Genomic DNA, 25,569 nt, shown 5'->3' on the forward strand with positions numbered 1-25,569 from the left:
TCTATTAAAAATATTTAAAAGAATTTAAATTCCTTAAAAAACATTTCATCAAGCATTTCGTTTTTCGTTCGTTTTAACTCAATTCACTACGGCACGTCTTTTGTAATCATACCTATCTATGATTGACGATCAATACATACAACTCTCTTTAATACTGTTGTACATTCTAATGGTTGCAGTATTGTGCCGAATGCTAATAAAAATCGGTAAAAAATAACTACGGAAAAATTGTTATGACAAAAACCAAATTGCTTTTTATTTTACTATTATTTACTTATCCTCTTGCCGCTCAATCCTACGATTCAAATCTCGAAAATCTAATCGAACGGGCAATACGGGTAAGCCCCAAACTGAAAATGCTGCGTGTCAAACAAAACATATCGGAATCAAAAATACCACAGGTTTCCAATCTGCCTGACCCGATGCTTACATTCGGAGCTATGAATCTTCCGGTTAATTCATTTAAATTCTCACAGGAACCGATGACGTCTAAAATAATCGGACTGAGTCAAGCCGTACCTTTCCCGGGCAAATTAAACGCAGCAGAAAGAGTGCAGGCACAGGACGTGGAAATTAATCAGCAGGAAATTGACGATGCAATAAATGAAATCATCAACGAAGTCCAAAAATATTATTACGACCTTCGATTCTATCGCGAAGCCATCCGCATTGCAAATAAGAGCAAAAATCTGCTCGCTCAAATTGCCGAGGTAGTTAGAACAAAATATGCCGTTTCGAAAGCCAGTCAACAAAACCTGATACAAATTGAAGTGGAGATAACAAAAATCAACGACAAAATCGAAGAGTTGAAAAGTATGGAGAACTCTGCTCTAACTGCGTTAAATTCGCTGTTGTTAAAAGAACCCACATCTCCAATCGAAACGGACACTATTCCTGACATTAAACATTTAAGAATCGATTTTAACAAATTGGTTGAAATTGCCAGAGAAAACAGACCTTTTTTAAAAGGAATTCTTCTGGCAAAAGAAAAATCTGAACTAATGGAAAAATTGTCTGAATATGAATTCTATCCGAACTTCAACTTTGCAATTCAATATTCGCAACGCGATAAACTTGCGCCGTCAAATATTGCATTAAACGATTTTCTGTCTTTTGTAGTCGGTCTGAATATTCCCCTCGATTACGGCGGAAAGAAATCCTCTAAAGTAGAAGAAGCGAAATTAATGCAACAACTTTATACCGATCAGTACAATCTCGCACTTCAAACTCTCTATAAAAATTTCGGTAATTCGTTAGCAAGACTAAACGAGTTCAAAGAAAGAGAAAAATTGATCGAAGACGGATTGCTACCACAAGCAATTCAATCGTTAAATGCGGCAGTTGCAAATTATCAGGTTGGCGAAATTGATTTTATCAACGTACTCGACGCACAAAATAAAGTTTATGAAATTGAAACCAATCTCTGCAGAATAAGAACTAATTTCTTTAAGGAAATATCGCAACTCGAATTTTTAATCGGCAAAAGAATCAATAAGGAGCAATTCTGATGAACAAGAAAACAATTATAATCGTATTAATTGCGCTTGGAATATCAGCTGCCGGATATTTTCTGTTTGCAACAAAAGAGAGTATTCAAATAACGGGAAATAAAACGGAGATGAAACAACTATGGACCTGCGGAATGCATCCTGAGATAATTATGGAAGAGCCGGGCAACTGCCCGATATGCGGAATGAAATTAGTCCCCAAAAAAGGAACGGGCAAAACGACTGGCGAAAGGAAAATTCTCTATTGGCGCGCTCCGATGGACCCGAACGAAATTTATGACCATCCCGGCAAATCGAAAATGGGCATGGAACTGGTTCCGGTTTATGAAGACGAAGCTGGTTCATCAGGTATTGTTACAATAGACCCCGCCGTCGTTCAGAACATGAACGTTAAGACCGAAAAAGTAAAATCGATGAAACTCTCGAACATAGTCGTTACAAACGGAATTCTTACTACAAACGAGCAAACCGATTATATTGTGACGACAAGGGTCAACGGATGGATTGATAAACTATATATTAATTACACAGGACAAAAAGTAAACAAAGGCGACAGGTTAATGGACATCTATTCGCCCGAACTTGTTGCAGCTCAGCAGGAATTATTATCCGCAATCGCATATAAAAAAGCCGTAAGCAATACCGACATTAATGACATCCTTGATAGCGGGGATATGCTCATCAAGAATGCAATCAGGAAATTACAGCTTCTGGAAATATCCGACTCCGACATAAAAAAACTCATAGAGACAAAAGAAGTTAAAACCTATGCAACTCTTTACGCTCAAAAAAACGGAACCGTAATTTCAAAGAATATACTTGAGGGACAAAAAGTTATGCCCGGGATGCCGTTGCTGCACATTTCGGACCTTTCGCTTTTGTGGTTGACTGCCGATATATACGAATACGAACTTTCAAAAATTCAGTTAGGCTCAAAAGCTGAGATCCGTTTTAATTTTTTGCCGGATAAAACATTTACAGGTAAAATAAGCTTTATCTATCCGACTGTAGAACCCAAAACAAGAACAGCAAAACTTAGAATTGATATCCCAAATAAAAACGACTTGTTAAAACCCGCAATGCTTGCAAATGTCACAATATACGGCAAGGACCTGGGTGTTAAACCCGTAGTTCCCGAAAATGCAGTAATTCGCAGCGGCAAAAAAGATATTGTTATTATTGCACTGGGAGAAGGTAAATTCAAACCGCAGGAGATAAAACTCGGAGGATATTCAGACGGTTATTATCAGGTTCTCCATGGTTTAACCGAAGGAACTACAATTGTTACATCTGCTCAGTTCCTCATCGATTCGGAAAGCAATCTTCGAGCGGCAGTAAATCAATTTACTTCCGGAACTTCCGAAGAAATCAATTCTTCACATGATACCACAACTTCTCACAATATGAAGAGCGACGCTGTACACAATTTTCACTCGAATGATAATTTGAAAAATGTCGATATAAAGAACGAGAAGAAGACCGAATCGATCATTCGGGAAGGCATTATTGATTTAACTGCAATCGACAAGAACAAAGACGGGAAAGTATATCAGGATTTAATGGACTGGAACGTAATCTCGGACGAACCGGGGAGATGCCCGATTTGTAATATGTATTTATCCGAAGTAACAATCAGAGAAGCTAAACAAAATTTAATCGAACACGGTTTCCAGGTTAAGTAAATAAGGAGCTTCTGATGTATACCGATGAAAAACAAAAAGAAGGTTTAATTGCCAAATTAATAGAATGGTCTTTGAATAATAAGTTTCTTGTTATTCTTTTCACTGTGGCTCTAATCTTAGGAGGAGTTTGGTCTATAGTAAACACCAAAATAGACGCCCTTCCCGATTTGAGCGACGTTCAGGTAATTATCTATACCGAATACCCCGGACAGGGTCCACGCATCGTTGAAGATCAAGTAACTTATCCACTTACAACAAAAATGCTTTCAGTGCCTTATGCTAAGGACGTACGCGGATATTCATTTTTCGGATTCTCGATGGTGTATATAATATTTGAAGACGGCACCGACATTTATTGGGCAAGAAGCAGAGTATTAGAATATCTTTCTAGTCTCAGCAATACACTGCCTCAAGGAGTTTCACCTCAATTAGGACCCGATGCTACAGGCCTCGGCTGGGTCTATCAGTATGTTCTTAATTCCGATAAAAGAAGTCTACAGGAACTCAGGTCGATACAGGACTTTTTCCTCAAATACGAACTTTCGTCGATACCGGGCGTCTCAGAAGTTGCAAGCATTGGTGGATATGTTAAACAGTACCAGGTTAATGTAGACCCGACAAAACTTGCTGCTTATAATATCCCACTCCAAAAAATTAGAACGGCTATACAGAGAAGTAATAATGACGTAGGTGGCAGACTAATTGAAATGGGCGAAACCGAATTTATGGTAAGAGGTTTAGGCTATATAAAAAGTATTGACGACCTTAAAAATATTTCGATAGGAGTATCGCCCAACACAGGAACGCCTGTTTACCTCAAAGATGTAGCTACAATTAATATTGGTCCGGAACTACGAAGAGGGCTTGCTGACTGGAACGGTGAAGGAGAAACTGTAGGAGGAATAATTGTACTCCGCTATGGCGAAGATGCGCTTACTGTAATCAACAGAGTAAAAGAACGACTCGAAGAGTTAAAAAAATCTTTGCCCGATGATGTTAAAATCGAAACTGCATACGACCGTTCATCGCTAATCTACAGCGCCATTGACAATCTAAAAGGGAAATTGCTGGAAGAAACACTTATTGTTGCCCTAGTTATAATTGCTTTTCTTCTTCATATCCGCAGTTCATTCGTAGCTATATTTACATTACCCACTGCTGTTCTACTCTCTTTTATAATTATGAAATTACAGGGTATCAATGCCAATATAATGTCGCTTGGTGGTATTGCAATTGCCATAGGAGCAATGGTAGATGCTTCGATTGTACTAGTAGAAAATGCTGCCAAACATCTATCAGAAGAATACGACAAGCCGCCAGAAAAACAAAGACCACACTGGAAAATAATTGCCGATTCTGCTAAAGAGGTGGGTCCTTCTATCTTTTATTCTCTTTTAGTAATTACCATCTCATTTCTGCCAGTCTTTACGCTTGAACAGCAAGAAGGAAGATTATTTAAGCCGCTGGCATTTACCAAAACTTATGCAATGGCAGGGGCGGCAATTTTAGCAGTTACTATTGTTCCAATTTTGCTCGGCTATTTTGTGCGTGGGCGAATGCGTAAGGAAGAAGATAATCCGATTACGAAAATCCTAATCAAAATTTATCATCCTATTGTAGACTTTGTTATACGTAAAAGATGGTGGGTAATATCGACTGCATTAATATTAATTTTACTTACAATTTATCCTTATTCAAAATTAGGTTCCGAATTCATGCCGCCTTTATATGAGGGCGACTTGCTCTATATGCCCACAACTTTACCAGGAATATCAATAACGAAAGCTCGCGAGCTATTACAACAGACCGATAAAATTATCAAGTCGTTTCCAGAAGTAGAATCAGTATTTGGTAAAATTGGACGAGCCGAAACTGCAACAGATCCCGCACCACTTACGATGATAGAAACAACAATCAGGTTAAAACCACAGAATCAATGGCGAAAAGGGATGACTCCCGATAAATTGATAGAAGAACTTAACACAGCCATACAAATTCCCGGACTAACAAATGCCTGGACTATGCCTATCAAAACACGCATTGATATGTTATCAACTGGCTTTAAAACACCTGTAGGAATTAAAGTGGCTGGACCCGACTTAAATAAACTTGAAGAGATTGGAAAAAAAATAGAATCGATCGCCAGAACGATACCAGGAACTCGTTCTGTTTATGCCGAAAGATCTGTAGGAGGTAATTATATTGACTTCAAAATAGATCGAAATTCTATTGCACGCTATGGGCTCTCGGTGGCTGATGTCCAAGACGTTTTTATGTCGGCTGTAGGCGGAATGAATATAACAAAAACTGTCGAAGGTCTCGAAAGATACCCGGTAAATCTTCGCTATTTGAGAGACTATCGTGAAAATATCGAAGCTTTAAGACGAGTTCTTGTTCCTCTCCCCTCTGGAGGAAACGTCCCACTAGAAGAACTGGGCCAAATTGAAATTAAAAAGGGACCGGCAAGTATAAAATCCGAAAATGCACGACCCAACACCTGGGTTTATATTGACTTGAATCAAGATGCCGATATAGGTACTTATATTAAACAAGCAAAAGAAATACTCGGGAAAAAATTACAATTGCCAGCAGATTACTCGATAAAATGGTCGGGACAATATGAGTACATGGAAAGGTCGTCTAGACACTTGATGATGGTAGTGCCGCTTACGCTTTTAATTGTTATCGTGCTTTTGTATATGAATACTAAATCAGCCTGGAAAACTGGAGTGGTCTTACTGGCACTTCCTTTTTCGATGGTTGGAGCTATCTGGTACTTGTACCTCGCAGGTTATAATTTGAGCGTTGCTGTTTGGGTGGGCATTATAGCGCTGCTGGGAGTAGACGCCGAAACTGGCGTTATAATGTTGCTATATCTCGATCTGGCGTATGAAAAATATAAAAAGGAAGGAATGATGAATTCACTTACCGACCTTAGAAATTCGATCTTTGAAGGGGCCGTCAAAAGAATTCGTCCCAAAATGATGACGGTGCTTACAACACTGCTTGGCTTGTTGCCAATTATCATTGGCATTGGTACCGGCTCAGACGTTATGAAAAGAATTGCCGCACCGATGGTCGGTGGAATTATCACGAGCATGATAATGGAATTGACAGTTTATCCAGCTATCTACTATTCAATCAAGAAAAGAGAAATTATCAAAAACAATCTTACATATCTGTCAAATGATTGATAATAATTTCATAATGAAAGAGTTATCTTTTGGTATAATTTTAAAGCGCCTGTTCGCAAAGTCAAATTTTTAAAACAGCGTATAAAATTAATTTTTTAAGAATATTGCTTTATAAAATGTTATCGGCTAATTTTGCTGCCCGTTTATATCCTTGCGCAGAAGCCGTAAACGTTGTTCAGGAATTTTTTGTTATTTAGAATAAAATTATTCTGGGATAAATCGGTTGCGTATAATAAAGTAAATTATCAATTAACAAATATAAAAAGGAGTAAATTATGAAAACCCTCAAATCAGCTTTGATTATTTTAATAACGGTATATACAATGGGCATTCAAGCTCAGGATAAAAAGGAGAATCACGAAGCAAAATGTCAAATGATGGTCGAAAAGATCCAAAAGACCGACGCAAACATGGATGGTAAAGTATTTGCCTGTCCAAAATGTGAAGTTTATCAGGATGAAGCCGAAAAGTGTTCTAAATGCGGAGGCGAATTGCACGAAATGACTGTCGACGAATTGCACAAGGCAATTTGTGCAAAAGATGAAGCTCACCATCATAAAATGGAAATGAAGTCTGCTAAGGACTTGGATAAAAATAAAGATGGTAAAGTATTCCAGTGTAATATGTGCGCCAATGAAATTTCGGACGCGGCCGGCGAATGTCCTGCATGCGGTATGAAATTAACGGAAGTTTCTGTTGAGAAAGCTCAACAAAACCTGAGCAGGTCAAAAGAAAAGATCGAAATGAAAAAGAAAGAAGCAAAATAATTGAGAGAAAGCCCGTCACAATCAAGAGTGACGGGCTTTTTAACAACCACATACGTTAGACATTCTAACAGAAATTATAAATTTTGTTTTATCATATTCGCTGTCAAAGATGTTTTTTAATAAAGAAAATATTTTATTTGCCTCACCTTTTACTAAAGTCGACATTTCGCCTATCTTAAATTCAAGATCGCTTTTTCTTATAATTTCAAGAACACGTTCAACATCGGCGATGTAATCTTCAGAACCAAGAGGTATAAATGCAATTTCGCAAGTCATAATTTTTTCTTCCATAACGCTGCAATGAATCCTGGTTTGTTTTTATTTGAATAAATTTTTTCTTTTTCAAGAGATGGTTCGTTTTCGTCAGGTGGAGTATATAATGTTTCTTTAATATCAATCAGTTCGCCAGTATGAATCGAGCGGATTTCGTCGATACCAAGTAATCTGGCATATTTAAAAACTGTGTTTTCCTTGAAGTAATTCGACTGATAAAGTTCACCCCAGTTGCTATTTTTATTTATAAATCCGATTACAATTTTACCGCCGGGTTTAACAACTCTGAATATTTCATTGACTCCTTTTTGCCAATTATCAAAAAATTCAACCGCAGCCACGCAAACAGCCGCATCAAAAAGATCGTCCTCAAAAGGCAATTTGGTAACATCGGCAAATAAAAAATTCACTTTTAAATTACGATATCGAGCTTTTTCAATGGCAATGTCAATCATTTTTTTAGAATTATCTACACCTGTTACATTGCAGCCCAATGCAGCTAATTCGAGCGAATAATTACCCGTGCCGCAACCGACATCGATTATACTTTCACCCTTTGTCGCATTAAGGAGCGAAAAGATGGCTCGTCTTTCAAGACGATCAACAAAATTGCCCAGCGGCGTTTCGTACCATTGGTCGTAATTATCCGCTTCTGTATCAAATATTGCCATTTGATTTCTATCCTAGATATAAATAAATATTCTATCTTTTTGATTCATCTTATTCTCGCACAATAAACAAGGATAAACTAAATGAATTAGCAAACGCGTAAACCAAACAAAATCGTTAATTTAATCGATAAACAAATTACGTCATTAAATACTACAAAAAATTTCTAAAAATCTCCGCTTTTACAATAGTACTCTTGTAAAATCATTAAGTGAACCGACATCTTCGCATCGGTTCATGAAATAGTAATCTTTTTGAGTTACGTATGAATTCTTATAATTTATTTGACGAAGTGTAAACCATTATGTGTATCGAGTTTTTCTTCTGCAATGTCGATAATCACCAGTTTGAAATTTTTATTGCTTTTTTATTTGGGAGCAATAAATTACAATTTCATTAATTATTCAGACTGCCTCATTTTTCCTGTCTTTCCCAGAGCTGCTTTCGACTCAATTTTGTAAACATGTAAATCGATTAATCCTGTTTCAATTTCACACAATCAGCTTTAAATACAAACAAGACAAACTATTAGTAACCTTTGAACGTATTATATAATTCAAGTTCTTTTACTTATTGTATTCATTCAGAGCAAGTTTTTCGAGTTCACGTTTTAATTCCTTTGGCAATATTACTGTATCGTAATACTTACCGTCTTTTCCTTTTTCGTTTGGAGCGGATACAAACAGCCCATTCGACCCGCTAACGAGACGGAACCCTTTTATAACAATTTCTTCATCTGTTTGAATATCGAAAAAGGCAGCAGTTTTACCTCCGCTTTGAACCTTATTCATTCTTACTATTTTCATTTTTGCTCCTAATTATGATGATTAATTATTTATAAGAAAGGATAAAAACTTGAAGCGAGTTAACAAGTAGCTTCATATTGTACCATCTGCCCTTCTTTTGCAAATCAAGATAATTATTTTTTTAATTTTTGTCTACATAATTACAAATGTAAGAGAGTATTTAATCAAACATACTGAATAAAAGGAGAATTAGAGTTAGTGAATTGATTTTAAGCAATTTTAATTTCTGGCGCCCCTGAATTTTAAAAAAAAGAAGACATAGTTACTTGTAAAATAATTTTAGATGACTGCCCTTTATGGTACATATCCGCTTATGAAAAGTGCATTTAATACACATTTTTGGTGTGTTAGAATGCTACAATTTCATTATGTCAGACTTTCTTTAGAAAAAGAAATCATACGTAAGTAATTTCAAAATTCTCTTCCGTAGTGTTCGTCAATATCGATGTATGTGTTAGGAAGATAAGGAATATCCTCGTCCGTTTCTTCATCGTAATAATAATGATAGTCGTTGGGAGTATACATATCATCGATTCTTTGATTCATATATTCAATAGCGTTCCTTACATTAGTTTCTTCGTCGCCACTGTCTAACATTTCTTTAATTCTGTCGTTTACAGGGAAAATTCTTCGCATATTAAATTTTGATACATCTTGATCCCTTCGGGAGTGTATTTCTTAAATAGTGGTAAAAGTAACTCCCAGTATCCACCTACATATTTGTAAACACCTGTTCCGTCTTCACTTTTAATCCAGGTATTTAATAAATTATTTAACTGCTTGATAACGTAATCAGACATTTTTACCTCGATTTTTGTGGGGAGTAAATTTATAAGTTTTTGTATTTAGACTGCAAATTTTGAAGGGCAAATAATTTTTTTTTCACAAATGCTATTTGTTTACTTTGATTATTACTTCTTTATTGATATGCCAGCTTTTGTTTGCTTTATCTTTCAGACTTTAATTCAAACTACTTTCCTTTTAATAACACACTTTTTGTCTACACTACATCTTATCACTTCGAATGTCGTTTTTATATAAATTCCAGAATCGTGTACTTCTGAGCTATTCATTTTCACAATAGTTTTTCACAATAGTTATATTAATTCCCTTCTTAAGTGACTCGTCGGACCACCCAATTTTCGGAGTTCGTCCCGCTCTTTAAGCGGGACGAACGACGACCCCCGCCATAGGCGTGGACAATTCTACTATACCTGTCCGACTCTGACGGACCTGCCCGACTAAGACGGATTCGATTAATCCCGTCATTACATGACTCGTCGGACCTTTCGATTTTCGGAGTGAGTCCCGCTCTTTAAGCGGGACGAACGACGACCCCCGCCGTTGGCGGGGGCAATTCTATTATACCTGTCCGACTCTGACGGACTCGCCCGTCTTTGACGGGGTTCGATTAAGACCATGAGGAATATATAGAAGAGACGCTGCAATATCTGAAATTTCAATTCTACTATAGTTCGATTAATCCCGCCGTTGGCGGGACGACTCGTCACGTCGTTACGTGACTCGTCGGACCTTTCGATTTTCGGAGTGAGTCTCGCTCCTTAAGCGGTATGAACGACGACCCCCGCCATAGGCGGGGCAATTCTATTATACCTGTCCGACTCTGACGGACCTGCCCGTCTTTGACGGGGTTCGATTAAGACAAACCCGAAGATGCACAAAATGCATACCACATTTTCGCCCGTCTTTGACGGGGTTCGATTAAGACTCCCTAAATATCCTCATTTTTAGTTTATTTTGCAAACATTTTTTTTACTTTTTGTCGTCGTCCTATAATAATGTAAAAATCCCAGGGGGTCGACGACTTTATATAATTCAACTAAATTCCATTCATAACTTCTCGTAAATTTTAATCTAAATAAAAGAATCAATCTCATTTTTCTCAACCCCAATTATCCCCCTCTCATGATAATTCTGGGCGTCAAATCGGTAATAAATTACGCTATCATTTTTATCGTTGATAATTTCCTTTATACCATGCTTCAAAATTTCAAATTCGCTCTCTGTAATTTCTCCTTCAAAAACTGAATTTTGTACCCAGTTTAAATAACGCCGTAGGTATTTCATCAATTTTGTTCCCCTTTTGGGAGCTGCATCGTATACTACAATGACATACATCTTACCACCATATAGTAAATGGTTTATATTCCTTTTCACCTAATATGTGCTTTATTAATTTATAGCATTCTAACCTAATCAAATGCCGATAACTTACACTCCTTTTAAGCTGCCTATGTTTAATAGTGGTTTTTAATCTTTCGTCAAATTCTTTAAGATATATTTTTCTTCCTTCGTCTATTAAATAGCACTGATTGAGTTCTTTACTGAAATGTTTTTCCTGAATTTGATTTTTATTAAGCAAAGAAAAAATAATTCTGTCTGCCAGTAAAGGCTTGAATACTTCGGCTATATCCAGTGCCAGTGAAAATCTTCTTTCTCCAGATTCATGTAGATAACTTATCAATGGATTTAACTGCGTCCGATAGATTTCACCCAATACAACCGTATAAACCAACGCATTCCCGAAAGATATTAGTGCATTTATTGGATTTGTAGGCGGGTGCTTTTCTCTCTTTGTAAAATTAATCGTAGGATTAATTATTAAATTCCAGGACATATAATATTCTGACCTTAAATTCCCTTCAATTCCCATAAGCTCCTGAATATCGTTACAATCGGGGATTCTACGAATTGTTTCGTCGGCCTTTTCAATAAAATATGAAAGATCTTTATCACGGCTGTTGTAATACTGCAAATTCTTTTTAATATTTTCTGCCGCACCCAGAATAAATTTTTTAGCAATATTCAATCGTTCATTTCTGTCAATATGCTTTTTAACCTGTTCTACCAATAGTTTACCCGACAGGTACGGCTCGCGCGGATAAAACGACGAGGTATAATATCCGTAATAATTAAAAAGATGTAGTATAATTTCTTTTTGCGCAAGGAAGTTTAGAAATTTAGTATTGAATTTTAATTCACCATAGCAATAGATCGAATCGATATCTTCTACAGGTATCGGTTTACGGGGCAACTTTACCGGTTCTCTTTCTTCGATTTCCTTTTCAGTTATAGATTCGTCTTCTACTTCGATCTCATCTGAATGACTATCTTCTTCCGCCTCTGACAATTCGCCTGGTTCAAAATATAACGTATTGTCTTTGCGGATTAATTTGCCACTGCTGAAGATGTAGTAGTTTCGTTTCATTTTTCTTTCGATGATTATTTAAGATTGCAAGATTATTGAATATTCATTTGGTGTAATTAAATTTTAAATGGTGCTTTGATTTTTTTTATCATTATAAGTTTTTAAATATTTTATAAAATTAAAATTTGGCAAGTCAGTTAAATCGTAAATTGATTTTACAAAAGCCCTTGCATCTTGTCACACTTTCAATTCCTCAAATGCTCTAACCATTTACCCTTAACATATTTTTTATAAAATTTGTAACAATTCAACAATCCAGTAATTTTATAATCGTATAATCACCCGAATTTTGTAATCTTGTTAATCTTGTAATTTTTTAATTCATTAATCACACATAGCACAAATCATAATATGCGCACTGTTTGCAAAATGGCTTATTGATAATATCAGGTGGAGCGCTCCGTTCTATTATTTTTCTTACATCTTCTCGAATTTCTTTAAGTTTCTTTCTGTCGTCGTCACTCAATTCTACTCTTATTCTCTGCTTTAGCTTGGGATAATCGATTTCTCCTGTAATGTTACTAATGCCCCTTTTCTCAAGTACATAAATATAGAATTTGACCTGCCATATGTGAGTTTCTTCCATTTTATCTGACTTTTTTACTTCATGTATGGTTTTAGTCTTGGCGTCATAAAAGTCCAGTACAATATCATCTTCATCGTCGGAAATGTGTATCTCGTGTTTTTCGCGTTGATATGTAGAATCAGAGATGAACTTACCAATAGCAACAGAGTCACTCGTTTGTTCCATTTCGATATTACGAGAGAAAAGCCATAGTTTACGAGGACAAAGGAAATAATAAGATATTTGTGTACCTGTCATTAATGACCTTTAAAAATAGTGCAAGATTTTATAGTTGCAAGGTTTTTTAGATTACAAAGATTATTAAACTACTTTTATATAAATGAACTATACTCAGGAAAATCATAATCGTATATCCCTACATTATCATCATATTCCACTTTTACATTATCATCATATTTCACTTCAACTATAAATATATTCTTACACCACTTTTTTAATAAGTTAATTTGTGACTTTGAAAAGTCATTTTCACAAGTTTCTAACCAATAACTTAGTCGAATGTCTTCTCTAAATCTAATAGTATCATATTTCCATTTGTTGAACGGAACATTTAAAACATATTTATTTAGTATCTCTTTCTTGAATCTGACATAAAGATTTTTTTCCTCCGAATTATTCTCAAAGAAAACTATTAACGCATTTTTAAGTTCTTCTAAACTCGACATAGGAATAACTATAATGTTTGAAATTTCTCTGAAGATACGATGCGCTTCTTCTTTTCTTTCTGCCATAAATCCAGCATCGAGAATATCAAGGGTTTTGTAAAATTCGGACAAATAACTTTCTGACACAGCAAACCATTTTTTATCATATAATTCATCCACCAAGTCCCTTTTCTTTTTCTCTGATAATAAAAAGTTATCATCGTCCATATTTTTTATTTTTTTAAAAAACTGATCTACTGTTTTTACATTTCGCCAATCATTAGATTTTTTCTTATAGTAACCATTATTGTCGAGCCAATCTTTTTTTGAGTCATCAACTGAATTTGAAAGTAATTTTAAAGTAATCTCGACCAAATCATTTGAATAAACTTTATGTCCACCGGATTCAATTCCGTTTTCAAAAATAGTTATGAAAACATTAGGGCTTTCCAGAGAGCTTGGAGATTCAGTTTTATAACGACGTAAAACTCTACCCATTCTTTGAATAAGTGAATCAAGAGGGGCAAGTTCAGTGAAAAGAATATCGGCATCTAAATCGAGTGATGCTTCAACTACTTGAGTAGCAACAACAATCTTTGGCATTTTTTCATTTTCGGGCTTGGGATTTGAAAATTCCCTTTCAATTCTCTTCTCTTTTTCCTGACGAATATTAAAGGTCAATCTGGAATGAAGCAATTCAAGATAAAAATTATTTTCTTTTTCAATTAGTTTGTGTAGCTCATTGAATGTATCTACTGCAAGTTTAACCGTGTTAACAACAACCAGCACTCTTTGTCCGTTATTTTCTTTAGCTTTAGCAACCATGCCCCTTATTAACTCATTTGAGAATTGATATTCTTTCTCATTATGTTCTTCTCTGATAAAAGCCAGCTTATGTTTTTTAATATGTGCGTAAGTTTCATTTTGTTCATAATAATCAACCAACTCAAAATCCGGGCGTTCCTCATTTTCTTTTTTTATTCTTTTTTCTAATTCTTGTTTAATAAAAGAAGGCAAAGTAGCTGTAACCAGTAAAAACTTTCCTCCCATTTTATGAATATCCTCTAAATACTTTACAATTATTGCCGCTGCTTTTGGGTCGTAAGCCTGTACTTCGTCTACAACCAGGCGTGAATATGAAAACGTAGCATAAATTCTTTCGTAGGATGGAGGTCTCAATGCATAAGGAAAAAACTGGTCGCCCGTAGAAACCATAAATGGATAGCTCAGTTGTCTTGCCATACTGTATGATTCCAGATTTTCCGTTTCATTACCATCGCCCAGTAAATATACATCTGCATCTGAGTGTAATAAACCAGTTCTTTCAACCTTTTCATCATCAAATAAAACTTGAGATCGCTTAAATATTTGATTAACTGCAGAACGTAACGGCAGAGTATAAAAAGTTTTTTCGCCATTTGACCAGAGGAATGAAAATTCAGTTTTCCCGCTTCCCGTTGGAGCAATAAGGATAACATTTTTGTTCTTAAGATCATTCTGCTCAATTAGTTCGGCTTGCCAGAGATTGACAGTAGCACCATTACTTAATTTTTCACCAATGCTTGTTGTAATTTTTTCCTTAATCTTGATATACTCCAATCCTGGAATTTCAATTTGTAATTCATAGTTATTTTCGCTTTCGCAAAATGAAGCAAAGTGGTCACATCGCATCAAAAAGCCGGCAATTTTAACCCAATCAGTTAGGTTCACCTTTTCAAAAGAAAGTCGCATTGGTAGCCAGTATAAATTGTAAGGAGGTATTGCATAATTCTGTATTTGTGCACCATTGAGTATTTCCTTTGCCATTATTTCATCGAATTGAATTAAGTCGGTTTTACCTCTGAAAATATCTTCCAAATCTTCTTTAAGATTTTCTATTATTTCATTTATCAAATTAGAATTCAATAGTTTTTCAAGGTCGTTGTTTGAATATCGCACTACTTCTTCAAAATTATTCCGCCAATGATGATATGCAACCGCAGACAAAACAAATTGAGTGTACTCATCTGCTTTTTGCTGATAGTAACCTTCAATCAATTCTTTTAAATACTTTTTATTGACTAAGAACAATGAGAAGATTGAATGCGGTAGGTTTGTTGTCACTTCGAATGGCTTATAATTTCTGTTACCAACGCTTCTAATTTGAAAATATGGCAATGCTTTGCCTATATCGTGAAGCAGCACTGAAATCTTTATCAATTCATAGAGATTATCATCTTTAATGTATGGCCTTAGTTTGTCAATATTATCTTGAATATCTTTTATGTGCTTGTTTAGCGAAATTCCTTTTTCTTTGTCCTTTGATGGACTTTTTGCCCAGATTTTATAATCAGTTACTTCCATTTAGATCACCTAAAAAAAATGGTAAGGTTAATTCTTTATCTATCATCAATTTATGACCTATAATTAATCCATCATTTAATTTCGTTTTTACATAATCGAAAGTTCTTCTACCGTGACGGTTATAATTATCTTCATAGCCTTCAATTGTGCTAAATGTGGGAAGATTATATAATAATCCTTCGAAACCATCATAATCGATCTGTTTCCATATCTCGTTTTCATGAATATAAAATTTCTGAGGGATCCAAAAGAAATGATTAAAGTTACCACCATTATGTTCGTATACTATCTGGGAATCGTCGAGTAATTTTGGTTCTTCTTCCAGAACAATCCAGTCTTCAGCTCGACCGAGATGAAGGATTTCTAATCTGTTTGCAGGATCAGAAAGTTCCTCACCAATTCTTTTGAGTACGTCAATACTTTCGTGTCCTAAATAAAGAAGCAAATGGACATCATTCAATACATCAATTCGCATTGGGGATTGTCCACCCGGGTGTTCAACTGTTCCATTATTTACTCTATTTCCCGGATAGTGAAATCTTGAATTATGCGCTTTTTTACTCATATTTCTAAACCAAACATATTCTGTTATCTTGCTATCAAATTTTCCCGCCAGTGAGATTTTGAGATTCTTTATCCCTTCATTATAAAAATTATCTCTTTGGTCCCATATCCCGAGTGCATTAATAAGAAATCCGATTACCGTTGAATAAGGAGGCAAGGGATAAGTTTGCCTCCTCTGATATGCAAATGGCAGTCTATAATGTGCATTCGGTTGATAAATCCTAATTCTCAGCAGATGCATTTTCTGCCTCATTACCGTTTAAAAGTCCCACTTCTTTAAGAAATTCTTCCCAATCATATGTAATGTTATTATCTTGAATATTAACGGGAATCCTTTCACTACATTTAAGATATACCTTACTATCAATCCAACCATTTTCTAAACAATCTTTTATACCTATGACCTTAAATTGTCCATCTTCTCTTTTAACATCAATGTACGAATGAAAAATTGGTGAAGGAATTGTTACACCGCTGGCAATTATAAATAAGGGAACAATTGTATTAGCCTCACCGCTGGATTGCGAATGGAGACCATTTTTAATTGCATTTAATATTTGTTGTATCCTTTCCTTTTTTGTGTTTTCAGCTAGAACAAATTTTATCTTATATGTGTTTGGGTTAATTTGTTCAGTTATAATTCTTCCTATTTCTATTCTTGAAGAGTTTTCTTCTTTCTCAATAAAATAAAGGTTTTCATCATTGCTGTCTTTTCTACATCTAATTCTTTTTTGTTTATCAACTATTTTTATCAATAATTCATTATTGTTGTATTGAGGCTTTTTATCAATAATCCAGGTATCAAATCCAAATAACTTTTCATCTATTGAAAAACTCACTTTATACAATGATGTATGTTCTTCTTTATTATAAGGATCTGGGGCTGGATACTTATTACCTGATGCTTTAATACCTTGGTTTAATGCTCTAGATACTAAATCATGATTACCATAGAATGCTAAATCTTGCCCATAACTAAATATAGAGACAGCTTTTGTAATTCCAATAGGGCTTTTCCTTGTAATTGCACCTTGTTCACTTATTGTATACATATAACCGAAAGCATTTAATTCAGGACTTGATATAATATCAGATTGCGTTATGTCAAATTGAATAATATCCTTTTTCCCAAATAATACGTTTGTTTTTTCCCATTCATATTTCTTATTCACCGTATCAAACAAATAATGTCTGATAGCAGGCTTGCTTATGTAAGATTTAATTTCGCCGTTTACATTCATTTTTTTAATTGAAAGAATATTACCGCCAACTTTTTCGTCGCGGTTCAAAGCCGAACCTTCAAATATCATTGTTAACGTTACGTTTTTCATTTTATAACTCCTTTAATTAATATCTAATTGTTTTTCTTCTCCAATTATGCTACTCAAAAAAGAGAAGATGAATACTTTGAACATTTCATCGGTGTAAATTGGTTTGAAAGCTTCAATTAGCTCACCAGGGAAATTTATTTTGTGTGCTACGAATATCCTAAGGATACCATAATAAACATCCTCTTTTTTGCCGGCTCTTGTTTGCTCAAGTAAACGATAGCCCATATTTTCGAATGCATCTCCCAGCTCTTTTTTAAAAGCGTATCCTTTCCGGTTAAGTTTATCTACAAGCTCCGATGCATTTCTGCCAGCTACTCGCCGATAAAGTTTTCCAAATTCTTTTTCATCCTTCTTTAGTTCTGAGGCATATTCAAGTAATTTCTGAAATTCGTCATACTTTTGATTGAGCTCATTGTAATAATCTTGAAAATCTTTGAGAATCGGGTTACACTTTTTCAATTGTTCGCTAAGTATTTTTAATTTCTCTTCCATTTTAGTTCCTCTTTAATTTATCTTCTATTAGTGAATACAATTTTAGAATTTTTGTTGCCGTTGCGGTGAGATTATATTGATTTTTTGATTGGTAAAGTATGCTGTTGATTAACTTATCATTTCTATCATTATAATCTTTAAAACTCTCACGTAATAATTTGTACCCAAGCTCAATCAGATAAGAATATTTTCTATCTAATACAATATTGAGGATTTTAACCTCTCCTAAATCAGATAGAATATTTGAAATGCTTCTATCTGTAATAATTTGTATTACTTCTGTAGGTAACGAAAAGAATTCAATTCTATCTTCTAATTTTCCTTTATCAATTTTTATTTTATATTTATGCACAATTTCAATATTCATAGTAGTCCAAATACCAAGAACACTTTGCATTTTTCTTGTGTATTCAATTATTGTAGTTGCCAGTATATCCCTAACCTTTTTATTTCCTTTATCTGATGAATTCCCATACAATTCTTTCACAAGTTTATTCAAGTCGTACATCAGACGAAAAGATGGTGTGTTAATAAAGACTTGCGATAGACCTGTAAGTTTTGTAATAGCTAAATGATGATGAATTTCCAAGAAGCTGCATAAATGACATATTCTAATCCCCAGGCGGTTATTCCAATATGAATTTGGAAACTTTTCTGGAGCCGGCCCTAAATCCTGATTATGAACAAAGTTAAAGTTTGTTATTCTATTGAGAAATTTTTTGTCACTGGTCTGTTTATTATTTATATCCTCAAAATCTTTATTTGTAAGGAAATATCCGTTATTGCAAAAATCACATTGTGCATTTTGCTCAACATTATCTAATGCCTTCACAAATACATGAAAAAGTTTTTTCTCCTCCTCTGTAGTAATAAAATTTCTATACATTCCATTTCTATAAATAGAAGAAATCTTTTTTTCACTAAAGTATCTCATGTTTATATCTATCTTACTAAAGAGTGGTAGTTTAAGGACTACTTCTCCTGTATCTTGTAGAGACTCTTTAATATCAATCTCCTTTTCAATTCTCTCAACAGAATTAATAAAACCAATTACGCTAGCATTATAAAGCCAATTAGAAGGATAAAGTGTTATTACGTTGTTTTTTTCACTCATTTCACCACCTCCAGCAGTCCAAATCCTTGTGAACGATGTACTCCAAGTCCAATATCATAAATCATCTGGAGTATCTGCGGCTTGGACTTAATTTTAAATATTCCAATAATCCCGGGCATTTTTTGGTAATGATATAAAATCCGTTTTTTGTAATCTTTTACCTCGAATTGAAATGTGAAATCTGTACTTTCATTTAAATATTCTCTTGCACACTCACGAACGGAGAATTCTAATCCTTCTAAAAACCCCTCCTCACCGGGCAGCAAGAATTTATTTGAATCCCCCAGATTGTTAACAAGAAGTGGCGAGAGTGTTTTAACAGTAATTTCTTCTTTATCAATTATTTTGACCGGTTGAAGATTAGCTCTAACTGGCTTGAAATTAATTGAGCTTACGTTGTTTTGCCAGGTGTGCTCTTTCACTTTCAAAAAGCCATTGTAAATACTTGTTGCAAGTTGAACCGATGACGTAGAAAAATTGAGTTTAACAATTTTACCAACATTAAGCTTGTCGCCTTCTTTTCCACGTAGCATTGGGAAATATGTCCCGAAGGTAAATGGTTTTAATTTAGGCTCGTTGTAGTAAAGATTAAATTGCAAACTATCTCCCGCTTCCAATAGCTTTTTTATCAACGAGATAAAACCTCTACCATAGTTTTTGGGGATGATTTCAGGATTAATTTCATATTCAAATAAAATTCTCATCACGCCTCCTTAAATTTTTTTGCAATCTTCTAATTTTCTTACGCAATGATGAAAAGGGATAACAACTTTGCCCCCTCTTCTATAATTCAATTTTCGAACTGAAAGACTAAATTTAACTGGACGGAATTCCCTCTTACATACTGCATTTTCTTAATTCAAATTTTATTATCTCTGTTTTTTAATACAGAAATAGTTACTTTCAAATTAAATATTTTTTTAATATTTGTCTATCAATTTGATTGAAAAATTTTTCTGTATCTAATTTCTGATATTCATACATTTATTCAAAAAAATGATCAGATTATTCTATGCCAGGAAGGTCTGAAAATACAAACTATGTCAATTATCTTATCGAACTATCGCAAGCTGGCAGAAAAAATGCATTCTTCGACCTGTGCGAAATAAATCTTAAGAATGTATTCACTACAGTCTACCGTTTATTAGCCGACTACAACAGTGCTCGCACAATTACAATCGAAACTTTTATTAACGCATGGGAAGAAATAAAGTCGTACGACTACAAAATCCCTTTTGTTCTATGGATTAAAAAAATTGCTGTCACTACCACCATACCTAAAATCGACAAAATTAGAATCGTAAAACTACCTGAGGTACTGCCAGACGACCCCAGAAAAAAACTTGAATTACTGATCATGAGTCTCGACTATTTCAGGCGAACTATATTTGTGCTCCATGACCTCGAAGGTTATGACTACGATCAGATTGCACAATTTCTCTGGTACGACAAAACGGACGAAATTGTTATGGCATTGATGGAAACCCGCGAATATTTAATCGAAGCGGTGTGTAAAAAATGAACTGCAGCGATATTTATATTTATCTACACAGGTATGTCGATAATTCACTCGACGAAAAATCGCTTCATGAACTCAAAATTCATGTGGCAAGCTGCGAAGTGTGCCGCAAAAAGTACGATAAATTCACACGCTTTTTCGAACTTCTCAAATCGATGCCCTATTCGATTGAACCGCACTCTGACCTTATCGAATTACTTTCTAAAGAATTATTAAAAAAGTCTCTAAGTCAAGTTGATAAAGAGCACAGAACAAAAATCATACAGGATTTCAGAAAGAAAAGAGAGCAATCACGCCAGGAAAAATTTTTAAACGAAACGCGAGGCCTAACAAAAAAAAGTCAGATGAGTCGCTCGTTAAAATCCTCACATCCACATCTATCTACCGGAAAAATTATTTCGGCAATTATAGCCGGTATTTTAATTTTCTCTGCACTCGCTTATTTTGTTTACCAGTACAGTCAAAATAATTCACCGTGGACAATTGAAAGTATAAATGGAGCTTTTGAATTAAACGGGACCAAACACACCGATGCCTTCTGGTATGAAGGCGATAGATTAGTTTGTTCAGACTCATCGCTTCTACAAGTTATTGTGCCAGGCGAGGGAAGATTTCAACTGGCAGGAAAATCCTCTGTTTTATTAGTGCGAGCTCAAAAGAAAAATAATCAAATTTTTCTCGAATACGGCTCGCTTATTGCAGACAATAAACTTGGTAATCTTGGCTTGACAATTAAATTTGGAAACAACGAATTGCGCGGAAATTTTGCTTCCTATAAATTTTCTCTGTCTAAAGGGAAAGGAGAATTAAGCGTTTTGACAGGAGCAGTCGATATTAACGGTCAAATTACCGTCGACAATAATTACTTCGTTAAGTTCTATAATTATTCGTCTGGCACGCCATTAAGAACAGATGCCGAAAAGCCATTCAAAAATTTTGTTGAGCAGTTCGATACAGGTCATCTGGATTCACAAACAATCTCGGGAATAATAAAAAGCGCACGTCCCGAGGATTCGATTTCTCTCCTTTCGATACTTGAAAGGTCACCATTAAAATACAGAGGAGAATTATTTCAGACGGTTGCTAATTTCTTCCCTCCCCCAACGGACGTGACTTATGATGGAATTATTCACCTGAACAAAAAAATGCTGTCAAGATGGAAATACGAAATTGAAAAATCAATCGAACTTCAGTAAGTAAATACAGGCACACTTATCGAACGATAAATTTTCCAGTCTCCCTGATTATCTTTGAGCAAAACTTTCATGCTCCTTTCGGAATATACAGGATTTCCTTTTGATTCTAAGGGGTCGGGCATTACAAAACTACTGATTATTATTACATAGCCAATTCCATCTTTTATTAACATTTCCTCAATCGAATATTGCCATTTGCCTTCGGGATACTCGGTTTTATACTGATAAAGTTCTCTTTTAAAATTTTCAAGCCCTACAATTTCATCGGACTCGGATAGAATGGCTTTGTAATCCCGTGAAATACAGGTTAGAGCACTATCTATATTCCCTTTATTAAATTCATTGTAAAACGATTCAATCAGTTTATTAATTTTATTTTTTTCTGTAGTTTGAATTATGCTTTTATCTTCTTCAGGTACATCTTTTGTACAGGCAGCAATAAATAGAAGTAAAAGCAAAATTGAAATATTTTTTAACATAATAACACCACTCTTTTTATGAATCATTATATAATAGACGGCAATAATCTAATCGGAAAAATAATGAAAAATATGAAGACCGTAAACAAGGGGGCCTGCAGAGATGAATTGGTACGAATTTTAAACACTCATTTTGCAGGAAAGAAGTGTAGTGTTTCTCTTCATTTCGACGGGTACGAAAATATTCCTCTTTTATTTACAAAAGGAAAAATTATTTATTCTAACAACAGGACCTCAGACGAAAAAATCCGTGAAGAGATTGATAATTCGACATCAAAGCGTAAAATTATTTTAGTTACTTCGGACAGACAATTGGCAGAATATGGTCGAGTTAACAGTTGCAAAGTAATTTCGTCGGAGGAATTTGGTGATGATATTAATAGCAAACGACAGAGTGACGAAGAAGCTGAAAGAATTAAAGAGATAGAAAGAGAGAATGAAGAATTTAAAAAGTTATTTGGGGCATAAAAAAAGCCCGCTTGCGGCGGGCATTTGAGGGGAAGCATCAGGAATTAGAAGCTTAACCGACGTTAAGGAGCCTGTGTTTCGTAACATGCGAAACAGAATCTATTTTGAAGCGCATAACTAACGATTGGAGATTTTCTGTAAGATTTCTGAGATTTTCACTTGCTTTGGCTATTTGTTGGATTCCCATTGCCGATTGTCCGGTAACATTATTAATGAATTCGATATTCTTCCCGATTTGTTCAACTGCGGCCGATTGCTGTTGACTGGCGGCAGCAACTTGAGATGCAATGTCTACAACTTCCTCAGCGCCTTTGATAATGTCTGTGAGCGATTTACGAGCTTTATCGGCAGAAGTTTTGCCTTTATCAACTTCTCGAGTTCCCTGATTCATCGATTCAACTGCGCCGCTGGTATCTTTTTGAATTTCTTTAATCATAGCAGCTATTTCTTTGGTGGCTTTAGTCGTTCTTTCGGCAAGCTTTCGAACTTCGTCGGCAACAACAGCAAAGCCACGTCCCTGTTCTCCTGCGCGCGCTGCTTCGATTGCAGCATTGAGAGCCAGTAGATTTGTCTGGTCGGCAATTTCGTCAATTACCTGAATTATTTCACCAATTTTATCGCTGTTTAAACCAAGTTTCTGAACTGTTTCGGCCGATTTTTGAACAACCTCTGCGATTCTGTTAATTCCAGCGATCGTTTCTTCGACTACAATACCACCGTTTCGAGCTGTTTCGCCCGATTCTTTTGCAGCTCTGGCAGCGTATTCTGCATTTTTAGTTGTCTCAAGTATTGTTTGAGTCATTTCAGCTACTGCCGCAGCGACTTCTGAAGATTGCGCCGATTGCTCCTGAGCGCCTGCAGCCATCTCTTCGGTGCTGGCAGATATCTGATTGGCTGCACTTGCAGCTGCCTGCGCAGAGGCAATAACTTCATCGAGAATATCATTGAAAGATTCACTCAAACGGTTTACACTATCCTTAATGATTTTGAAGTCTCCTTTATAGTCGCTATTAATTCTTACAGTTAGATCGCCTTCGGCAATTTTTTCAAGGGCTTTGGCACCTTCTTGAATTGGAATAATAATGGTGTCGAGTGTTTTATTGAAACCTTCAATAATTTCTTTGTAAACACCGTCGAGACCACCCGTATTGCCGCGTACATTCAGATTACCATCTAAAGAGGAACTAATAAGTTTAATTGTTTCTTCTCTTAAACGCCTCAACGTAGTAACAATTTTATTTAATCCTGGAGTCAACTCATCTTTGGCGTCGAGCAATTTAGCCTCATTACTTAAATCCCCTAGCGAAACCTTATTCATAATTTCATTAAACTCGCGTAATGTATTAGAGAATTCATTAATCGAATCGGCAAGCACTCCTACTTCGTCCTTCGATTTAATATTGAGATTTACATTAAGATGACCTTTTTTAAGTTCACTCATGACTTCGGTAGCCTCGGCAATCGGTTTACCAATTGAGTTAAAAAGTAAGTAGCCACCAATTAGCGCAATTAAAGAGGAGAATATTAAGCCTATAATTGAAATTGTAGAGGCATTATTATACGAAGTAAATGCGTCTTCTTTTTCATTGAGTGCAAGAGTTTCAATTTGTTCCGTAAGCTTGTCGATTATATCGCGTGCAGCTTCGAAAGAGCGGTTTCCCTCTCTAAACGATAACTCGATCGCTTCGAGTCGCCCTTCTGGTGTATCGCTTTCTCGTGCCTGAACAATTTTAGCTGAGTAGTCTATCCACTCTTTACGCGCAGTTTCGTACTGTTTATACAGAGTTTTATCCACTCCATCAATATCAATTGCTTTAAACTGATTCCAGCGGTCAATAGCCTGCTGAATATTTTCATTATTTTCCTTTTTTAATTCCTCAAATTGCTCGCTGCCAACGCTGGAAAAGATCATTGTCCTTTGAGCTACAAGAGCCTGTTGCATATCCCGATCGATTTGAAGCAGAAGATCGGTTCCATTGAGCAATTCTTCTGCAAAAAGCTTTACATTGGCGTTGATGTTTTTCATATTCAAGAGAGCTATTACATTGACAATAAGGATAATTGCCAAAATAGAAGTAAATGTTACCAGTATTTTCTTTTTAATCGATAAATTTAAAAACCATTGTTTCATAAATGCCTCCGTTATTTCAGTTTTCCAGTATCGATACCGAATGTTGCCGTTCCTATTGTTATACCACCTTTTTTGACAGGCACAGACACTTGTATTACATAGGTTTGAACACTCTCATCGAAAGTTTGTTTGCCATAAAATATTTTACCCTGCCCACTGTTAAAACATTTAGTGAACTTATCTTCGTCGCCCTGCCAGTAATCACTTGTTTTGTTGCTCATAGCGACGTTTGCGCCTTTATTATCCGTAACGAAAATTTCAACCAGATATGGTTTTTGTTTCATCAAACTTTTAAGATAGCGAGAACATTCATTATTGATCAGTTCTTTCATGAAATCGTTCAGTCCTGAAGTGTTCTGCCATTCACTGTCGATTTGTTTGATTTTGGCGAGAGAAAAATTCTTTGCGTTTTGAGATTCCACAGCTGATACAACTACGGAATTTGACACTATTTTCAGAAGCTCTGAATTGGCCACTTTTACTACATTTGCTGGCACATCCTGAGCCTGCATATTAACATGAAGAAGAAATACGAATAACTGGAATAAAATAGTTACTGTTGATTTTTTCATAA

At 35.3% G+C, this 25,569-nt stretch carries 24 protein-coding genes; 7 read left to right on the forward strand and 17 right to left on the reverse strand.

Annotated features, from left to right (window positions below; genetic code table 11):
- The first annotated feature begins 233 nt into the window (after positions 1-233).
- From ACSSV9_RS02120 to ACSSV9_RS02135, 4 genes are all read left to right on the forward strand, one after another.
- Positions 234-1,508: a TolC family protein gene (locus ACSSV9_RS02120; protein WP_437345561.1), complete on the forward strand. Its 1,275-nt coding sequence runs from the start codon at positions 234-236 to the stop codon at positions 1,506-1,508.
- Entirely contained in the window at positions 1,508-3,190 is a 1,683-nt protein-coding gene (locus ACSSV9_RS02125; RefSeq protein WP_437345562.1) for an efflux RND transporter periplasmic adaptor subunit, read from the forward strand. The genes ACSSV9_RS02120 and ACSSV9_RS02125 overlap by 1 nt, the downstream gene beginning before the upstream one ends.
- A gap of 14 nt (positions 3,191-3,204) precedes the next feature.
- Entirely contained in the window at positions 3,205-6,384 is a 3,180-nt protein-coding gene (locus ACSSV9_RS02130) for an efflux RND transporter permease subunit (RefSeq protein WP_437345563.1), read from the forward strand.
- Positions 6,385-6,659: 275 nt separating this feature from the next.
- Entirely contained in the window at positions 6,660-7,151 is a 492-nt protein-coding gene (locus tag ACSSV9_RS02135; RefSeq protein WP_437345564.1) for a heavy metal-binding domain-containing protein, read from the forward strand.
- A gap of 39 nt (positions 7,152-7,190) precedes the next feature.
- Here ACSSV9_RS02135 and ACSSV9_RS02140 read toward each other — a convergent pair whose 3' ends face one another.
- The 14 genes from ACSSV9_RS02140 to cas6 all read right to left on the reverse strand — a co-directional run bounded on the left by ACSSV9_RS02140 (position 7,191) and on the right by cas6 (position 19,906).
- A complete protein-coding gene (locus ACSSV9_RS02140; protein WP_437345565.1) occupies positions 7,191-7,427 on the reverse strand; it encodes a YkoF family thiamine/hydroxymethylpyrimidine-binding protein in 237 nt (78 codons plus the stop codon).
- Positions 7,424-8,095, reverse strand: coding sequence for a class I SAM-dependent methyltransferase (locus ACSSV9_RS02145; RefSeq protein WP_437345566.1), 672 nt, complete (start codon positions 8,093-8,095; stop codon positions 7,424-7,426). The genes ACSSV9_RS02140 and ACSSV9_RS02145 overlap by 4 nt, the downstream gene beginning before the upstream one ends.
- A gap of 564 nt (positions 8,096-8,659) precedes the next feature.
- Positions 8,660-8,899 carry a septation protein SpoVG family protein gene (locus tag ACSSV9_RS02150; RefSeq protein ID WP_437345567.1) on the reverse strand — a complete coding sequence of 80 codons (240 nt, stop codon included), beginning with the start codon at positions 8,897-8,899 and terminating at the stop codon, positions 8,660-8,662.
- Between the two features lie 411 nt (positions 8,900-9,310).
- Positions 9,311-9,535 carry a hypothetical protein gene (locus ACSSV9_RS02155; RefSeq protein WP_437345568.1) on the reverse strand — a complete coding sequence of 75 codons (225 nt, stop codon included), beginning with the start codon at positions 9,533-9,535 and terminating at the stop codon, positions 9,311-9,313.
- A complete protein-coding gene (locus ACSSV9_RS02160) occupies positions 9,514-9,699 on the reverse strand; it encodes a hypothetical protein (protein WP_437345569.1) in 186 nt (61 codons plus the stop codon). The genes ACSSV9_RS02155 and ACSSV9_RS02160 overlap by 22 nt, the downstream gene beginning before the upstream one ends.
- A 1,075-nt stretch (positions 9,700-10,774) precedes the next feature.
- A complete protein-coding gene (gene cas2, locus ACSSV9_RS02165) occupies positions 10,775-11,038 on the reverse strand; it encodes a CRISPR-associated endonuclease Cas2 (protein WP_437345570.1) in 264 nt (87 codons plus the stop codon).
- Position 11,039: 1 nt separating this feature from the next.
- Positions 11,040-12,128, reverse strand: coding sequence for a type I-B CRISPR-associated endonuclease Cas1b (cas1b, locus tag ACSSV9_RS02170; RefSeq protein WP_437345571.1), 1,089 nt, complete (start codon positions 12,126-12,128; stop codon positions 11,040-11,042).
- A gap of 328 nt (positions 12,129-12,456) precedes the next feature.
- Entirely contained in the window at positions 12,457-12,951 is a 495-nt protein-coding gene (cas4, locus tag ACSSV9_RS02175) for a CRISPR-associated protein Cas4 (protein ID WP_437345572.1), read from the reverse strand.
- 74 nt (positions 12,952-13,025) lie between these two features.
- On the reverse strand, positions 13,026-15,701 hold the full coding sequence (gene cas3 / locus ACSSV9_RS02180; RefSeq protein ID WP_437345573.1) for a CRISPR-associated helicase Cas3': 2,676 nt from the start codon (positions 15,699-15,701) through the stop codon (positions 13,026-13,028).
- On the reverse strand, positions 15,688-16,506 hold the full coding sequence (cas5b, locus tag ACSSV9_RS02185; protein WP_437345574.1) for a type I-B CRISPR-associated protein Cas5b: 819 nt from the start codon (positions 16,504-16,506) through the stop codon (positions 15,688-15,690). Before cas5b ends, cas3 begins: the two co-directional genes overlap by 14 nt.
- Positions 16,487-17,596, reverse strand: a complete 1,110-nt coding sequence (gene cas7i / locus ACSSV9_RS02190) for a type I-B CRISPR-associated protein Cas7/Cst2/DevR (protein ID WP_437345575.1) — start codon at positions 17,594-17,596, stop codon at positions 16,487-16,489. Before cas7i ends, cas5b begins: the two co-directional genes overlap by 20 nt.
- Positions 17,597-17,608: 12 nt before the next feature.
- Positions 17,609-18,088: a hypothetical protein gene (locus ACSSV9_RS02195; protein ID WP_437345576.1), complete on the reverse strand. Its 480-nt coding sequence runs from the start codon at positions 18,086-18,088 to the stop codon at positions 17,609-17,611.
- A 1-nt stretch (position 18,089) separates the two neighbouring features.
- Positions 18,090-19,202, reverse strand: a complete 1,113-nt coding sequence (locus tag ACSSV9_RS02200) for a hypothetical protein (RefSeq protein ID WP_437345577.1) — start codon at positions 19,200-19,202, stop codon at positions 18,090-18,092.
- On the reverse strand, positions 19,199-19,906 hold the full coding sequence (cas6, locus tag ACSSV9_RS02205; RefSeq protein WP_437345578.1) for a CRISPR-associated endoribonuclease Cas6: 708 nt from the start codon (positions 19,904-19,906) through the stop codon (positions 19,199-19,201). The genes ACSSV9_RS02200 and cas6 overlap by 4 nt, the downstream gene beginning before the upstream one ends.
- 308 nt (positions 19,907-20,214) lie before the next feature.
- Here cas6 and ACSSV9_RS02210 point away from each other — a divergent pair, with 308 nt between their 5' ends.
- Together ACSSV9_RS02210 and ACSSV9_RS02215 are read left to right on the forward strand one after the other, a co-directional pair.
- The gene (locus ACSSV9_RS02210) at positions 20,215-20,724 is read left to right on the forward strand and encodes an RNA polymerase sigma factor (RefSeq protein WP_437345579.1); all 510 of its coding nucleotides are present in this window, start codon (positions 20,215-20,217) and stop codon (positions 20,722-20,724) included.
- Positions 20,721-21,917, forward strand: a complete 1,197-nt coding sequence (locus ACSSV9_RS02215) for an anti-sigma factor family protein (RefSeq protein WP_437345580.1) — start codon at positions 20,721-20,723, stop codon at positions 21,915-21,917. Before ACSSV9_RS02210 ends, ACSSV9_RS02215 begins: the two co-directional genes overlap by 4 nt.
- Here ACSSV9_RS02215 and ACSSV9_RS02220 read toward each other — a convergent pair.
- Positions 21,911-22,396: a nuclear transport factor 2 family protein gene (locus ACSSV9_RS02220; protein WP_437345581.1), complete on the reverse strand. Its 486-nt coding sequence runs from the start codon at positions 22,394-22,396 to the stop codon at positions 21,911-21,913. The genes ACSSV9_RS02215 and ACSSV9_RS02220 overlap by 7 nt on opposite strands.
- An 18-nt stretch (positions 22,397-22,414) precedes the next feature.
- Between ACSSV9_RS02220 and ACSSV9_RS02225 the strand changes: the two genes are divergently transcribed.
- Positions 22,415-22,864 (forward strand): NYN domain-containing protein, encoded by a 450-nt coding sequence (locus ACSSV9_RS02225; protein ID WP_437345582.1) that lies wholly within the window; start codon positions 22,415-22,417, stop codon positions 22,862-22,864.
- A 52-nt stretch (positions 22,865-22,916) separates the two neighbouring features.
- Here the strand turns inward: ACSSV9_RS02225 and ACSSV9_RS02230 are convergent, their stop codons facing one another.
- Positions 22,917-24,995, reverse strand: coding sequence for a HAMP domain-containing methyl-accepting chemotaxis protein (locus ACSSV9_RS02230; protein ID WP_437345583.1), 2,079 nt, complete (start codon positions 24,993-24,995; stop codon positions 22,917-22,919).
- An 11-nt stretch (positions 24,996-25,006) separates the two neighbouring features.
- Positions 25,007-25,567 carry a PDC sensor domain-containing protein gene (locus ACSSV9_RS02235; protein WP_437345584.1) on the reverse strand — a complete coding sequence of 187 codons (561 nt, stop codon included), beginning with the start codon at positions 25,565-25,567 and terminating at the stop codon, positions 25,007-25,009.
- Between the last annotated feature and the right edge of the window lie 2 nt (positions 25,568-25,569).

The organism is Melioribacter sulfuriphilus (assembly GCF_051488685.1).
In the GTDB taxonomy this organism is placed as follows: domain Bacteria; phylum Bacteroidota; class Ignavibacteria; order Ignavibacteriales; family Melioribacteraceae; genus Melioribacter.

Bases quoted from the DNA above. Each gene is read 5' to 3' on its own strand.
- cas2 (WP_437345570.1), bottom strand. From the start codon at position 11,038: ATGTATGTCATTGTAGTATACGATGCAGCTCCCAAAAGGGGAACAAAA.
- cas5b (WP_437345574.1), bottom strand. From the start codon at position 16,506: ATGCATCTGCTGAGAATTAGGATTTATCAACCGAATGCACATTATAGA.
- ACSSV9_RS02150 (WP_437345567.1), bottom strand. From the start codon at position 8,899: ATGAAAATAGTAAGAATGAATAAGGTTCAAAGCGGAGGTAAAACTGCT.
- ACSSV9_RS02145 (WP_437345566.1), bottom strand. From the start codon at position 8,095: ATGGCAATATTTGATACAGAAGCGGATAATTACGACCAATGGTACGAA.
- cas3 (WP_437345573.1), bottom strand. From the start codon at position 15,701: ATGGAAGTAACTGATTATAAAATCTGGGCAAAAAGTCCATCAAAGGAC.
- ACSSV9_RS02125 (WP_437345562.1), top strand. From the start codon at position 1,508: ATGAACAAGAAAACAATTATAATCGTATTAATTGCGCTTGGAATATCA.
- ACSSV9_RS02130 (WP_437345563.1), top strand. From the start codon at position 3,205: ATGTATACCGATGAAAAACAAAAAGAAGGTTTAATTGCCAAATTAATA.
- ACSSV9_RS02160 (WP_437345569.1), bottom strand. From the start codon at position 9,699: ATGTCTGATTACGTTATCAAGCAGTTAAATAATTTATTAAATACCTGG.
- ACSSV9_RS02210 (WP_437345579.1), top strand. From the start codon at position 20,215: ATGCCAGGAAGGTCTGAAAATACAAACTATGTCAATTATCTTATCGAA.
- ACSSV9_RS02140 (WP_437345565.1), bottom strand. From the start codon at position 7,427: ATGACTTGCGAAATTGCATTTATACCTCTTGGTTCTGAAGATTACATC.
- cas1b (WP_437345571.1), bottom strand. From the start codon at position 12,128: ATGAAACGAAACTACTACATCTTCAGCAGTGGCAAATTAATCCGCAAA.
- cas6 (WP_437345578.1), bottom strand. From the start codon at position 19,906: ATGAGAATTTTATTTGAATATGAAATTAATCCTGAAATCATCCCCAAA.
- ACSSV9_RS02200 (WP_437345577.1), bottom strand. From the start codon at position 19,202: ATGAGTGAAAAAAACAACGTAATAACACTTTATCCTTCTAATTGGCTT.
- ACSSV9_RS02235 (WP_437345584.1), bottom strand. From the start codon at position 25,567: ATGAAAAAATCAACAGTAACTATTTTATTCCAGTTATTCGTATTTCTT.
- ACSSV9_RS02230 (WP_437345583.1), bottom strand. From the start codon at position 24,995: ATGAAACAATGGTTTTTAAATTTATCGATTAAAAAGAAAATACTGGTA.
- ACSSV9_RS02195 (WP_437345576.1), bottom strand. From the start codon at position 18,088: ATGGAAGAGAAATTAAAAATACTTAGCGAACAATTGAAAAAGTGTAAC.
- cas7i (WP_437345575.1), bottom strand. From the start codon at position 17,596: ATGAAAAACGTAACGTTAACAATGATATTTGAAGGTTCGGCTTTGAAC.
- ACSSV9_RS02215 (WP_437345580.1), top strand. From the start codon at position 20,721: ATGAACTGCAGCGATATTTATATTTATCTACACAGGTATGTCGATAAT.
- ACSSV9_RS02225 (WP_437345582.1), top strand. From the start codon at position 22,415: ATGAATCATTATATAATAGACGGCAATAATCTAATCGGAAAAATAATG.
- cas4 (WP_437345572.1), bottom strand. From the start codon at position 12,951: ATGACAGGTACACAAATATCTTATTATTTCCTTTGTCCTCGTAAACTA.
- ACSSV9_RS02220 (WP_437345581.1), bottom strand. From the start codon at position 22,396: ATGTTAAAAAATATTTCAATTTTGCTTTTACTTCTATTTATTGCTGCC.
- ACSSV9_RS02135 (WP_437345564.1), top strand. From the start codon at position 6,660: ATGAAAACCCTCAAATCAGCTTTGATTATTTTAATAACGGTATATACA.
- ACSSV9_RS02155 (WP_437345568.1), bottom strand. From the start codon at position 9,535: ATGCGAAGAATTTTCCCTGTAAACGACAGAATTAAAGAAATGTTAGAC.
- ACSSV9_RS02120 (WP_437345561.1), top strand. From the start codon at position 234: ATGACAAAAACCAAATTGCTTTTTATTTTACTATTATTTACTTATCCT.